Origin of the sequence: Paraburkholderia sprentiae WSM5005, assembly GCF_001865575.2 — a bacterium.
Lineage (GTDB): Bacteria > Pseudomonadota > Gammaproteobacteria > Burkholderiales > Burkholderiaceae > Paraburkholderia > Paraburkholderia sprentiae.
Genome location: NZ_CP017561.2, coordinates 1,838,289 through 1,851,376 on the forward strand (window position 1 = coordinate 1,838,289; position 13,088 = coordinate 1,851,376).

Annotated in this window: 9 protein-coding genes; 4 read left to right on the forward strand and 5 right to left on the reverse strand. The window is 65.8% G+C overall.

Going from position 1 to position 13,088, the window contains the following annotated elements:
- The first annotated feature begins 1 nt into the window (after position 1).
- Positions 2-2,896 carry an Hsp70 family protein gene (locus BJG93_RS08395; protein ID WP_034480039.1) on the forward strand — a complete coding sequence of 965 codons (2,895 nt, stop codon included), beginning with the start codon at positions 2-4 and terminating at the stop codon, positions 2,894-2,896.
- A 99-nt stretch (positions 2,897-2,995) separates the two neighbouring features.
- Here the strand turns inward: BJG93_RS08395 and BJG93_RS08400 are convergent, their stop codons facing one another.
- The 3 genes from BJG93_RS08400 to argG form a co-directional block, all read right to left on the reverse strand.
- Positions 2,996-4,531, reverse strand: coding sequence for an MltF family protein (locus BJG93_RS08400; protein ID WP_027197843.1), 1,536 nt, complete (start codon positions 4,529-4,531; stop codon positions 2,996-2,998).
- A gap of 157 nt (positions 4,532-4,688) precedes the next feature.
- Positions 4,689-5,681 carry a sensor domain-containing diguanylate cyclase gene (locus tag BJG93_RS08405; RefSeq protein WP_034479429.1) on the reverse strand — a complete coding sequence of 331 codons (993 nt, stop codon included), beginning with the start codon at positions 5,679-5,681 and terminating at the stop codon, positions 4,689-4,691.
- Positions 5,682-5,899: 218 nt separating this feature from the next.
- Positions 5,900-7,234, reverse strand: a complete 1,335-nt coding sequence (gene argG / locus BJG93_RS08410; RefSeq protein WP_027197845.1) for an argininosuccinate synthase — start codon at positions 7,232-7,234, stop codon at positions 5,900-5,902.
- Between the two features lie 346 nt (positions 7,235-7,580).
- On the opposite strand from argG, the gene BJG93_RS08415 reads away from it, so the two are divergent.
- A complete protein-coding gene (locus tag BJG93_RS08415) occupies positions 7,581-8,501 on the forward strand; it encodes a LysR family transcriptional regulator (protein WP_027197846.1) in 921 nt (306 codons plus the stop codon).
- 52 nt (positions 8,502-8,553) lie between these two features.
- Here the strand turns inward: BJG93_RS08415 and BJG93_RS08420 are convergent, their stop codons facing one another.
- Positions 8,554-9,807 (reverse strand): 2-aminoethylphosphonate--pyruvate transaminase, encoded by a 1,254-nt coding sequence (locus BJG93_RS08420; protein ID WP_027197847.1) that lies wholly within the window; start codon positions 9,805-9,807, stop codon positions 8,554-8,556.
- Positions 9,808-9,924: 117 nt separating this feature from the next.
- Between BJG93_RS08420 and BJG93_RS08425 the strand changes: the two genes are divergently transcribed.
- Positions 9,925-10,824 carry a LysR substrate-binding domain-containing protein gene (locus BJG93_RS08425; protein ID WP_027197848.1) on the forward strand — a complete coding sequence of 300 codons (900 nt, stop codon included), beginning with the start codon at positions 9,925-9,927 and terminating at the stop codon, positions 10,822-10,824.
- A gap of 113 nt (positions 10,825-10,937) precedes the next feature.
- Here BJG93_RS08425 and BJG93_RS08430 read toward each other — a convergent pair whose 3' ends face one another.
- Positions 10,938-11,684: a glucose 1-dehydrogenase gene (locus BJG93_RS08430; protein WP_027197849.1), complete on the reverse strand. Its 747-nt coding sequence runs from the start codon at positions 11,682-11,684 to the stop codon at positions 10,938-10,940.
- A 495-nt stretch (positions 11,685-12,179) separates the two neighbouring features.
- Here BJG93_RS08430 and BJG93_RS08435 point away from each other — a divergent pair, with 495 nt between their 5' ends.
- Positions 12,180-13,067 (forward strand): LysR family transcriptional regulator, encoded by an 888-nt coding sequence (locus tag BJG93_RS08435; protein WP_027197850.1) that lies wholly within the window; start codon positions 12,180-12,182, stop codon positions 13,065-13,067.
- The last annotated feature ends 21 nt before the right edge of the window (positions 13,068-13,088 follow it).

Here is a 13,088-nt window from a genome sequence, read left to right on the forward strand (position 1 = left end):
CATGAAGCGGTACAGCGTCGGCATCGATCTCGGCACCAGCAACACGGTGCTCGCGTACGCGCAAGCCGGATCGCAGCAGATCCGCGTGTTCGAGATCGAACAGCTGGTGAGCCCCGGCGAGGTCGCCGCGCGGCCGCTGTTGCCGTCGGTGCGCTATCAGACGGCCGACGGCGAGCTGAGCGCGGCCGACCTGCAATTGCCGTGGTCGGCCGCGAACGCGGCGGCGGGCAACGCCAGCAATGCCAGCAACGCCGTGCCGCCGGTCGTGGTCGGCCGGCTCGCGCGGCTGCTCGGCGCGCAGGTGCCGGGGCGGCTGGTCGCGAGCGCGAAAAGCTGGCTGTCGAACGCATCGGTCGATCGCGTCGCGCCGATCCTGCCGTGGGGCGCGCCCGACGACGTCCGCAAGATTTCGCCGCTCGACGCGAGCGCGAGCTACCTCGCGCACGTGCGCGCCGCATGGAATCAGCAGTTTCCGAAGGCGCCGCTCGAACAGCAGGACGTCGTGCTGACGGTGCCCGCGTCGTTCGACGAAGGCGCGCGCGCGTTGACCGTCGAGGCGGCGCGGCTCGCGGGCCTGCCGTCGCTGCGGCTGCTCGAGGAGCCGCAGGCCGCCTTCTACGACTGGCTGTTCCGGCATCGCGAGACGCTTGCGGACGAGCTTGCGGCGACCCGGCTCGTGCTGATCTGCGACGTCGGCGGCGGCACCACCGATCTGACGCTGATCGAAGTCGGCCTCACCGACGACGGCGAGCCGCGCCTCGCGCGCGTCGGCGTCGGCAATCACCTGATGCTCGGCGGCGACAACATGGACCTCGCGCTCGCGCATCGGGTCGAGGCGCGGCTGTTGGACGGTGCCGCTCGCGCGGGTGGCTCAGGTACCGGCGCGCAGGCGCCGCAGCGGCTGTCGGCGGCGAGCCTGTCGCAGTTGATCGAGCGATGCCGCGTCGCGAAGGAGCAGCTGCTTGGTGCGCAGGCGCCGGAGTCGGCGCCGGTCACGTTGCTCGGCGCGGGCTCGAAGCTGATCGGCGGCGCGCGCACCGCGCAGCTCACGCGCGACGAGGTCGAGAAGATCATCGTCGATGGTTTCTTTCCGCGGGTGGCCGCCCATGAGCGGCCGGGCCGCGCGCGCGGCGCGATCGTCGAATTCGGCCTGCCGTATGCGACCGACGCGGCGGTCACGCGGCACATCGCGGCATTTCTCGCGCGCTTCGCCGGGCCGTCGCGCAAGGCCTTGGGCGCGGCTTCCAGCACGCCCGACGAAGGCGCCGCAGCCGCCCTGCCCGTTCCCGACACGCTGCTGCTCAACGGCGGCGTGTTCCGCGCCGACGCGCTATCGCGGCGTCTCGCCGACACGCTCGGCGGCTGGCGCGGCGCGCCGCTCAAGGTGCTGCACAACGACAACCCCGACGTTGCGGTCGCGCGCGGCGCGGTCGCCTATATGCTCGCGCGCGCGGGTTTCGCACCGAAAATCGGCGGCGGTTCGCCGCGCAGCTATTTTCTGCTGCTCGACGACACGCCTGCCGGCCAGCACGACGCCGAGCCGGAGGCGGCACCGGCGCAACGCGGTATCTGCCTGCTGCCGCGTGGCGCCGACGAGGGACACGAAATTCTGATCGCGGATCGCACGTTCGCGCTGCGGCTCGGGCATCCGGTGCGCTTTCACCTCGTGTCGTCGAGTGCGGACACCGCGTACCAGCCCGGCGAGCTGGTCGATCTCGCGGGCGGCGACTTCGTGCGCCTGCCGCCGATCGCGACGATCGTGCAACCGCGCGACGGCCACCGCGCGCGAGAAACCGCAGTGCGCATCGCGACGTCGCTGACCGAGCTGGGCACGCTCGACGTGCATTGCATCGAGCTCGACGATCCATCGCAACGCTGGCTGCTCGAATTCCAGTTGCGCCGCGACGACGCGCAAGTGCACCTGCCCGTCGATGGCGCGCCGCAACGCCATCCGGCGCTCGATCGCGCGATCGAACTGATCGACCGTTGCTTCGGCGCCCGCGCGCACAACGTCGACTCGAAGGAAATCAAACGGCTGCGCGCGCAGCTCGAACATCTGCTCGGCCCGCGCGATAGCTGGAACAGCGCGTTGCTGCGCGAGCTGTTCGGCGCGCTGTGGGAGCGCGCGCGCCGCCGGCGCCGCTCGGCCGATCACGAGCGCCTGTGGCTGAATCTGGCCGGCTATTGCGTGCGGCCCGGCTTTGGCTATCCGCTCGACGAATGGCGCGTCGAGCAACTGTGGACGCTGTTCGACGACGGCATCCAGTACGTGACCGACAGCCAGGTGTGGTCCGAATGGTGGACGCTGTGGCGGCGTGCGGCCGGTGGTCTCGGCGAAGACGCGCAGCTGCGGGTGCTCGACGCGATGGACTATCTGCAGAAGGCCGCGCAATCGCGTCACAAGCTGCCGTTCGATGTCGCGAAGACCGGCTTCGCCGATAGGGTGCGCCTGTCCGCATCCCTCGAACGGATTCCTGCGGAACGCAAGATCGAACTCGGCGAGTCGGTGCTCACGCGTCTGAAAAAGCCTGCGGAAAACCATCAAAGCTGGTGGGCGGTCGGACGGATCGGCGCGCGTCAGCCGTTCTACGGCAGCGCGCATAGCGTCGTGCCGCCCGGGGTCGCCGCGCAATGGCTCGACGCGATCCTCGCGCTCGACTGGAAGAAGGTCGACCCTGCCGCGTTCGCCGCCGTCCAGATCGCCCGCATGACCGGCGACCGCTCGCGCGATCTGTCCGACGAGCTGCGCGCGAGCGTCGTGCGACGGCTCGAAGCGGCGAGTGCACCGCGCGCCTGGATCATGATGGTCAGCGAAGTCGTCGCCCTCGATAACGCCGACGAAGGTCGCGTGTTCGGCGAATCGCTGCCGGTGGGGTTGAAGCTGATCAGCGGCTAAAGCGGGTTGCGCGGAGCGAAGCTCCGCACCGCTCCTGCGACGATGAGCGTGGCTGCGGCACGTCGCTGCGATGACGGCGCTTTCAGATTCCGGCTTCCGTCACGCTCCGCCCTGCTTGCGCATCTGCCCGATAGCGCGAGCGCGCGCAGCCTCGGACTCCCGGACGAGCCGGTACGCAACGTAATATTTAAAGACATTGCGCACGTATGTCGTTGGTTCGATACCGATTTTCTCGGCGACTACGATTTCGACATTGTTGAACCACTTGTCAGGATCGAGACCGCGCGCTGCCGCTTCTTTGCGCATTTTGGCGATGTTCGAAGGTCCTGCGTTGTAGCTTGCGAATGCGAACAGCGAGCGGTCTCTTTCCGAGAAGTGAGCACCGGGAAAGTAACGGGCCATCAGCACGTCGAGATATTTCGCTCCCGCATGGATGTTGGACTCCGCCACCCTGATGTCGCCAACCGCAAGTTCCTTCCCCGTGGCTGGCATCAGTTGCATGATCCCGATTGCGCCGACATGACTGCGGGCGCTCTGGTTCAGCTGGGATTCCTGAAAGCCCTGAGCTGCAAGCAAAAGCGGATCGAAGCCGTACTGCGCACCGTATTTTTCGAAGAGACCGACCGTCTGTCTGAACCGCTTCAGCTCCGCTGACTCCGTATTGTTGGAGATCTGCTTGATGCGCTTCATTTCCTGCTGCAGACGGACTTCCGCGACACTCTGCTTCTTCAGGTAATTCAGGTAGAAGTCGTTGATCGCGTCCTTCAGTTTGGGGCTCTTGAGGCGCACCGCCCAGCCGATGTAGCCTGCGTCGCGCACCGAAATATCGTTGTGCACGACGATTCCAGCCAGTACCGGCGCCCATACCTTTGCTTTCCAGTCGTCCACGACGAGGATCTGGAGCAGTCCGACATTGAGCATCTCCATCGCGTCCTCGTCCTCGAGCGCGTCGGGCAGCGGCACCAGTTTCACCGGAGCTTTGCCTTCCTTGCGAAAACGCGCGTTCAACGCTTTGAGGCTCTCGTCATAGCTGCTGCTTGGCCGCACATGGACCGTCTTACCGCTGAGATCGTTGAGCTTCGCGAGGGCCGGCGACTTCGGCCCGGTTACGACCACTTCGCGTACTGCTGTCCGGTCGCGCGGCGCCACGAAGTCGACCTGCTTCAGGCGGGCCTCCGTGACCGTCAGATTGCCCGCGGCGATGTCGCCCCGGCCCGCTACCAGCCCGGGCAGCAACTGGTCGCGAGTCGTCGGAATGATGACCAGGGTGAGCGGACGCTTGCCGAGCGTCGCCCGGTACTTCTTGTTCACATAACGCTCGAAGTCCCGCATGAGACCGGCGGTCAGCCCACGTTCGTGACCTTGCTCGTTCAGATAGAGCGTTCGACTGTAGGGAACCAGCACGCGGATTAGACGCCGGTCGAGCATGGCGTCGAAATCGCCCATGAACGGTTGATTGCCGAGATCGATACGGCGCGTTGCGGGAGCCGACGCCGGGGCGGTAGGAGATGCCGGGAGGGCAGACGAGGCGGCCGGCTGCGCGGCGACACTTTGGCCGGCGACGCACGCCGCGGGGCCGACGATCATGCCTGAGCAGAACGCCGCAACGTACAACAACGTATGAATGATGCGCATCGTAAAAAGCCCTGCTGTCGCACCCGGCGACTGCGTCGACGTTCACTACGCGCATCATATTGCCACGATGGCAACGGGTGAAAATGGGACGATGGTCCTATAAACAATGCCGCCTTGACTGAAGGTAGAGACGTACCGGCTTAATCGCCAACGCCCACTACGCCATCGTCACGCGATTTCGTCCTTTATGCTTCGAGCGATACAACGCACGGTCAGCGCTCGCGAAACCGTCGCGATGCGCGGGTCGAGACAGCTCGCTGATACATGTGAGCGACGCGCCAATGCTGACCGTCACCACCCCAAGCGGCGACGCGCGATGCTCGATCGCGAGGTCCGCCACGCGCTGGCGCAGCGTTTCGAGCGTGTCTTCGAGCATCGATGGTTGCGCTTCGAGCACCAGCAGCCCGAACTCCTCGCCGCCCATGCGCCCGACCACGATGCGTTCGCTGTCGGCAGCGGCCTGCATCACGGAGGCGACCAGACACAGACAGTGATCGCCGGCCTGATGACCATAGGTGTCGTTGTACTGCTTGAACCAGTCGACGTCGACGACCACCGAGCCCATCACGTCGCCGTCGCGCGCCTCCTTCCAGCGGCGCGCGATGCTTTCGAGCAGAAACCGCCGGTTGTACAACTGCGTGAGCGGATCGATCGCGGTGGCCGTGCGCATCTTCAGATCGTTTTCGATCATCGCGCGCAGGTGGTAGAACACGCCGCGCTGGCCCGCATCGAGCCGGCCCGGCGCCGGGTCCATCGCACACAGCGCGCCGACGATCTCGCCGTTCGGCGCGCGCAACGCGATCGCCGCGTAAAAGCGCACGAACGGATGACGCTTGACGAGCACGCATTCGCCGAAGCGACTGTCGTTGTGCGCATCCTCGATCACGAACAGATCGGCGTCGCGCACCGCGTAGTCGGCGAGCGAACGCGCGCGCGTGACGAGCGGCATCGCCATGCCGACCTCGGCGCGATAGTGCTGATGCTCCTCGTCGAGCAACACGATCGCGGTAATCGCCGCGCCCGTCACGCTCTTCAGAATCTCCGCCGCGTGTGTGAAGCACTCGCGCATCACCTGGTCGTCGTGCAACAGCCACTCGATGACCGAAGACTCGACCTCGGGTTCGCCGCTGGCGATCGAGTCGACTGGCATTCGGCTGGCGAGGCGATCGTTACTGTAAGCGAGTTGCACGGCAGGGTTCCAGAAGGGGCTTAGCTTATGTCAACGGCATAGGCACGCGAAACTTGAGCACAGAATGTGGGATTGCGCGCGAGCGCCCGAGCGCATCCGGCGGCCCAAAAAAAAATGGGCCGGCTCTCGCGAGCCGGCCCATCGATCGATGCGACGTCCTGTTGGTCAGACGCGCAGCTTTACTCCTTGTCGCCCTTCACCTGCGGCAGCGCCGACGTCTCGTTCGACGACAGCAGACCCACCTGCGAGTAGATCCGCAGCTTGTCGCGCGTGTCGGTGATGTCGAGGTTGCGCATCGTCAGCTGACCGATGCGGTCGCGCGGCGAGAACGTCGATGCGACCTTTTCCATCGACAGACGCTCGGGCTGATACGTGAGGTTCGGCGACTTCGTGCTGAGGATCGAGTAGTCGTTGCCGCGGCGCAGTTCGACGCTTACCTCGCCGGTAATCGCGCGCGCGACCCAACGCTGCGCGGTTTCGCGCAGCATGATCGCCTGCGGATCGAACCAGCGGCCCTGGTACAGCAGACGGCCGAGACGGCGGCCGTTCTCGCGGAACTGCTCGATTGTGTCTTCGTTGTGGATGCCGGTGACGAGACGCTCGTACGCGATATTGAGCAGCGCGAGGCCCGGGGCTTCGTAGATACCGCGGCTCTTCGCCTCGATGATGCGGTTCTCGATCTGGTCGCTCATGCCGAGACCGTGACGGCCGCCGATCCGGTTCGCTTCGAGCAGCAGCTCGACCGCGTTCGCGAACGTCTGGCCATTCAGCGCGACCGGCTGGCCTTCTTCGAAGCGGATCGTCACTTCTTCCTTCGCGATCTGCACGTCGTCGCGCCAGAACGCGACACCCATGATCGGGTTCACGATCTTGATGCCGGACTCGAGGCTTTCGAGATCCTTCGCTTCGTGCGTCGCGCCGAGCAGGTTCGAGTCGGTCGAATAGGCCTTCTCGGCCGACATCTTGTAGTCGAAGCCCGACTGGCGCATGAATTCCGACATTTCCGAACGGCCGCCGAGTTCGTCGATGAACAACTGGTCGAGCCACGGCTTGTAGATCTTCAGGTCCGGATTCACGAGCAGACCGTAGCGGTAGAAGCGCTCGATGTCGTTGCCCTTGTACGTGCTGCCGTCACCCCAGACGTTGACGCCGTCTTCCTTCATTGCGGCGACGAGCATCGTGCCGGTCACGGCGCGGCCGATCGGCGTCGTGTTGAAATAGGTGACGCCCGCCGTCGAGATATGGAACGCGCCGCACTGCAGCGCCGCGATGCCTTCCGCGACCAGCTGCGCGCGGCAGTCGATCAGGCGCGCGCCTTCGGCGCCATATTGCGTGGCGCGACGCGGGATCGAATCGTAATCGTCTTCGTCGGGCTGGCCGAGGTTGGCGGTGTAGGCGTACGGCACCGCGCCCTTCTTGCGCATCCAGTGCAGCGCGGCGCTGGTGTCGAGGCCGCCGGAAAACGCGATACCGACCTTCTGGCCGATCGGAAGACTTTCAAGGATTGTACTCATAAGCAGTAGCGTTAAACTCGACGTACGGGGAGATTTGGGGGGTAACAGCTGAGTATCGGGCAAGCCTGGCGATAAGGCAAGGTTACGCGGGAGTATACCGTGAACCGCCCGACAGCCTTGGATATTGCCGGTCGATCCGGCTTTGCGCCGCAACCCCGCCGGGTCGAATTGCCGCATTAATTCACGCTCTATTTGCCGTAGCGGGGACCGGTTTTATTATCGACTGTCGGTATCATCGCGGGTTGCGCCAACGCCTCGCCGATTGCCCCGTTCGCCCTTTTCGCCCCGCTCACCTGCCACCGATGACGTCGCACGGTCCGCTACAACAAAGCCGTTTCGCACTCAAATGATCAATCTTTTTCAGGCCATGCAGGCCTTCATCAAGGTCGCCGACGTCGGCAGTTTCGCGCAGGCCGCCGCGCAGCTGAACGTGTCGACGTCGGTCGTCACGCGTCATGTGTCGAGCCTCGAACAGCATCTCGGTATTCGCCTGTTTCAGCGCACCACGCGCAAGGTCGTGCTGACCGAGGCGGGGGCGCAATACGCGGACGGTTGCCGCGTGCTGCTCGCCGAGCTCGAGGAAGTGGAGTCGCGCGCGAGCACGGCGTCGCGCGAAGTCGCGGGCGATCTGCGCATCGTCGCGCTCGGCAGTTTTTCGCTGTTTCGTCTCACGCCGCTGTTCGCCGAATATCAGGCGCGCTTTCCTCAAGTGAACCTGCGCGTCACGCTGACGGAAAAACGGGTGGATCTGCTCGAAGGCGGCTTCGATGTCGGCATCGTGACCGAGCATATGATCCGCTCTGAGTCGCTGGTGGTGCGGCGCCTGCTCAACTCGCACGCGGTGCCGGTGGCCGCGGCCGCGTATCTCGCGCAAGCCGGTCATCCGCGCACGCCCGCCGAGCTGGCCGGGCATCGGCTGATTGCCGCGCCGTTCGACACGACCGGTCCGATGTGGGTCTTCCGCAAGCGTGACGCCGATGTCGAAAGCGCGAGCGAGGACGGCGCCCAGAGCATCGCGATCGATGCATCGTTCACGGTCAACAGCATGATCATGCAGAAGCAGGCAGCGCTCGGCGCGATGGGCATCGCGCTGCTGCCGCTCGAAATGGTCCAGGACGAGTTGCGCGCCGGCACGCTCGCGCGCGTGCTCGACGGCTACGCGGTGCTCAATGGCGACGTGGCCGTGTCGCTGGTCTATCCGAGTCGCGAGTTCGTGCCGCGCAAGGTGCGCGAGTTTATCGATCTCGCGGTCGGTTTCTTCAAGTGATGCTTCATGTACGGCGACGGCCGTCCTCGCGGCGTGTCGCCGCTGTCTCGAGTCAAATCGCCTGCGCGAGCGCCTTGCGTTCGTCGAGCGCGGCGGGGGGCGGCGCCGCGTGCGTGACGCCCATCGTGCGCAGCGCTTGCGCGCAGGCATCGACCACGCGACGCATCACTTGCTCGTCGACCTGACCGATGCAGCCGATGCGGAAACTGTCGACCACCGTCAGCTTGCCCGGATAAATGATGAAGCCCTGCTGCGTCATCAGTTCATAGAAGCGCGCGAATTCGAACGATGGATGCGCCGGCGAGAAAAACGTCACGATGATCGGCGAGCGCCAGCGCGCGTTGAGCAACGGCTCGAAGCCCAGCGCCTGCATGCCGGCGACCAGCACGTCGCGGTTGTTCGCGTAGCGCGCCAACCGCGCGGGCTGCCCGCCTTCGAGCTCGTAGAGTCGCAACGCCTCGAGGAACGCGGCCACCGTATGCGTGGGCGGTGTGAAGCGCCACTGGCCCGTGCGATTCATTACGTCCCATTGATCGTAGAGGTCGAGCGCGAGCGAATGGCTGCGGCCCTTTGCTTCGCGCAGCGCGCGCCTGCGCGCGATCACGAAGCCGAAACCCGGCACGCCTTCGATGCATTTGTTCGCGGACGACACGAACGCCTCGCATGCGATGTCACGCACGTCGAGCGGCACCGCGCCGAAGGCGCTCATCGAATCGATCAGCAGCTTGCGACCGTGCTTCGCGACCGCGGCGGCGATTTCGTCGAGCGGATTGAGGATGCCCGAACTCGTTTCGCAATGGATCGCGACCACGTGGGTGATCGACGCATCGGCGGCAAGCATGCGCTCCACTTCGACGCCGCCCGGCGGCAAGTAGTCACCCTTGTCGAGCAGCGTGCAAGCGCGGCCGAGGTAGCCGAGCGTCGTCGCCGCGCGCTTGCCGTATGCGCCGTTCGCGAGCACGAGCACGTGGCCATCGCGCGGGACCAGGCTGCCGAGCATCGCTTCGACGCAGTAGCTGCCGCTGCCCTGCAGCGGCACGCAGTCGTAGTCGCCGGCGGCATCGCCGGCGATGTCGAGCAGACTCGCGCGCAGCCCGGCGGTCATCGCGCGGAACTCGCCGTCCCACGAGCCCCAGTCGCGCAGCATCGCCTGTTTCGTCGACAGCGCCGTGGTCAGCGGACCCGGCGTCAGCAGGTAAGGCTCGCCGCCGGCAGGCGCGGCGCAGGCCGTCGTGCCACGGGTGACCGATGTTGCCGCGGTTGCAACGCTCAGTGCCGCCGCCGAACCGCCGATCGCGCTTTCCATGTCCGCAACTCCGAGATTGCGTGGTTGACCCCCACACGGTACAGAAACGCTGTCCATCGGCAAAATCGATATAATCGATGGCGACATCGTAAAAACTTATCGAATCGCGAGGCACACGTGCAGTACGCGCAATTGCGGGCGTTTCATGCGGTCGCCGAACATGGCGGCTTTTCGAAAGCGGCGCAAGCGTTGTCGCTGACACAGCCGGCGGTGTCGGATCACGTGCGGCGACTCGAACAGGATTACGGCGTCAAGCTGTTCGAGCGCGGGCCGCGCGGCGTCCAGACGACGGAGCTCGGCCTGCGCCTTTTCAGCGTGACGCGGCATATGCTCAGTTGCGAACGCGATGCGCGCCAGCTGCTCGAATCGGCGGGCGGCCTGGAGTCGGGTTCGCTATCGCTCGCCGCCGACGCGCCCGATCTCGCCGTCGCGCTGATCGGCGCGTTTCGCGCGCGGCATCCCGGCATCGTCGTTACGCTATCGATCGCCAATGCGGCCGAGTGCATGCAGCGCGTGCTGTCGAGCGCGGTCGACGCGGCGATCACCGCCGCGCCGCAGGTGCATAGCCGGTTGCGCTCGCGCGTGTTGCGGCGCGATCCGCTGGTCGCGATGGTGCCGGCCAGCTACCCGGCCGCGAAGAAGCGCCGGCTCAGTTACGCGGAGCTCGTCAAACAGCCGATGATCTTCCGCGAGCCGCAATCGGTCACGCAACGGCTGCTCGAAATCGAGCTCGTGCGCGAGTCCTTGCAGGTTGAGCCGGTGATGTACGTCGACGGCCGCGAGGCGCTCGAGGAAGCGGTCGCGCAAGGCATGGGCGTCGGGGTGATCGCGCGCGCCGAGTTCAAGGAGTCGCGGCGTATCCGGATGGTGCCGCTGCTCGATTGCCAGGTGCAGATGATCGAATCGCTGACGCGGCTCGCCGAACGGCCGGGTTCGAATCTGCTCGACGCGTTTTTTGCGGTGGAGTTGGCGGGAGCGGAAACCGAGGTCTCGGGCGGCGACGTTCAGCGCGCGTAGTTCGCGCACGGTCGCCGCCACGCGGCGCGGCCTTGGTGTCACCGGCCGCGCCGTCTGCTATCGCGCTCGAACTTTCGCGCGGGTTGCCACACGCGTTGGCAAGCCCGTCAGACTCAACGCGACCCGCCGCTCGCGATCAGGCTCTCGCCCGTCAACCAGCGCGCGTCGTTCGAGGCGAGGAACGTGACGACATCCGCGATATCGTCGGGCTGGCCGATACGGCCGAGCGGCGTCGTGCTGATCGCCCACGTTTCGAAGTCGGAACCGATCACGCCGGCGCTGTGCGCGCCCTCGGTCTCGACCATGCCGGGATTCACCGAATTCACGCGGATCTTGCGCGGACCGAGTTCCTTCGCGAGCACGCCGGTGATCGCATCGACCGCACCCTTGGTCGCCGTGTAGACCGTGGTGGTCGGCGGCGTGATGCGGGACGCGACCGAGCTCACGTTGATGATGCTGCCGCCTTCGCCCAGGTGCTTGACCGCCGCTTGCGTGACCAGCAGCAGCCCGAGCACGTTGACGTCGAAGTGCTTATGGAAATGCGCTTCGGTGATCTCTTCGATGGTCGCGAACTCGTAGACACCCGAGTTATTGACTAGCACGTCGAGGCGACCATAGGTTTCGATCGCCGAGTCGATGATGCCCTTCGCGTCCGCGGCCTTCGACACGTCGCCGCCGACCGCGACCGCCTTGCCGCCCGCCGCGGTGATATCGGCGACCACCTTGTCGGCGCCCGCGCGGCTCGACGCATAGTTCACCACGACCGACGCGCCTTGCGCCGCCAATGCCTTCGCAATCGCCGCACCGATGCCTTTCGATGCACCCGTTACAACCGCTACCTTGCCTGTGAGCTTGCTCATCATCGTGTCCTTTCAATGGGTTTGCGCCGGCTGCAAATGCAGTGGCGCTGTCACTGGACATCAATGTAGGCAACTGGCCGCACGGGATAAAGCGGCCCGGGACGAATTGAATCGTCGGCTGTCGCGAACAATCGATTGGCCCCGAACGTGGACGGGACCCTTTACGCGCGGCTTGCGACGATTAATTCCGCCTAAGCAGCAGCGCGATCTGCGCGGCGAGGCTAGCGAGCACCGCGAGCGCGCCAAGCGTATCGAGAACAATGGGCCACATGATCTCCCTCCTCCGGTATCCGCTGCCGCAACGAGCGTGCCGCCGAGGCGCCGAGCCTCCCAGGGCGCTGGCGCGCCATCGAACGGCCATTCGATGCCTCTGTTGCTATCATTCGTTGCCCTCGCGCAAGGCCGCGGCGGGAGCACCGCACCGGAAACGGGCACGCAGCGCGCAGCAGTCCAACGCCACACCGATTGCCGACGCATCACACCTCAGGGGCATGCATGGAATTTCGCCAACTTCGCTACTTCATTGCGGTCGCCGAGGAGATGAACATCACGCGGGCGGCCAACCGTCTGCATATGACACAGCCGCCGCTGTCGCGGCAGATCCAGCAGATCGAGGAAAGCGTCGGCCTGCCGCTGTTCGAGCGCGGCTCGCGGCCGTTGCGCCTCACCGAAGCGGGCCGCATTTTCTACACCCAGGCGAAACGTCTGGTCGATGAAGCCGACGAGCTCGCGCCGCTCACGCGCCGGCTCGCGCAACTCGCGGAGCGCATCGTGATCGGCTTCGTGCCGTCGACGCTGTATGGCGCGCTGCCCGCGGTGATCCGCGCGTTTCGCGAGGCGGCGCCCCATATCGAGCTGTCGCTGATCGAGATGTTTACGATCGAGCAGTTGGCCGCACTCAAAGGCGGCCGCATCGACGTCGGCTTCGGCCGCCTGCGCTTCGACGATGCGCAGCTCGCGCGCGAGGTGCTGGTCGAGGAGCGGATGATCGCCGCGTTGCCGCAGGACCATCCGCTCGCACGACAGAAGAAGCCGCTGACGCTCGCGGCGCTCGCCGAGCAAACGCTGATCGTCTATCCGAGCACGCCGCGGCCGAGCTACGCGGACCAGCAGATCTCGGCGATGCACGATCAGGCGCTGGAGCCGAAGGCGATCCATGAAGTGCGCGAGTTGCAGACCGCGCTGGGGCTGGTCGCCGCGCAGGTCGGCGTGTGTCTCGTGCCGCAGAGCGTCGAGGGCTTGCGCGCGCATGGCGTCGCATACCGGCCGATTCCGTCGGCAAGCGCTGCGTCGCCGATCATCATGAGCCGGCGCCTGCAGGACGAATCGCCCGCGACGATGCTGATGTGCTCGCTCGCGCGGCAGTTGTTCAAACGGCTTTGAGCGACGCTTGCGCGAGCACGG

What these genes read in the sequence shown, in the direction of transcription:
- BJG93_RS08395 (WP_034480039.1), top strand. Translation starts at nt 2, where the DNA reads ATGAAGCGGTACAGCGTCGGCATCGATCTCGGCACCAGCAACACGGTG.
- BJG93_RS08400 (WP_027197843.1), bottom strand. Translation starts at nt 4,531, where the DNA reads ATGCGCATCATTCATACGTTGTTGTACGTTGCGGCGTTCTGCTCAGGC.
- BJG93_RS08405 (WP_034479429.1), bottom strand. Translation starts at nt 5,681, where the DNA reads ATGCCAGTCGACTCGATCGCCAGCGGCGAACCCGAGGTCGAGTCTTCG.
- argG (WP_027197845.1), bottom strand. Translation starts at nt 7,234, where the DNA reads ATGAGTACAATCCTTGAAAGTCTTCCGATCGGCCAGAAGGTCGGTATC.
- BJG93_RS08415 (WP_027197846.1), top strand. Translation starts at nt 7,581, where the DNA reads ATGATCAATCTTTTTCAGGCCATGCAGGCCTTCATCAAGGTCGCCGAC.
- BJG93_RS08420 (WP_027197847.1), bottom strand. Translation starts at nt 9,807, where the DNA reads ATGGAAAGCGCGATCGGCGGTTCGGCGGCGGCACTGAGCGTTGCAACC.
- BJG93_RS08430 (WP_027197849.1), bottom strand. Translation starts at nt 11,684, where the DNA reads ATGAGCAAGCTCACAGGCAAGGTAGCGGTTGTAACGGGTGCATCGAAA.
- BJG93_RS08435 (WP_027197850.1), top strand. Translation starts at nt 12,180, where the DNA reads ATGGAATTTCGCCAACTTCGCTACTTCATTGCGGTCGCCGAGGAGATG.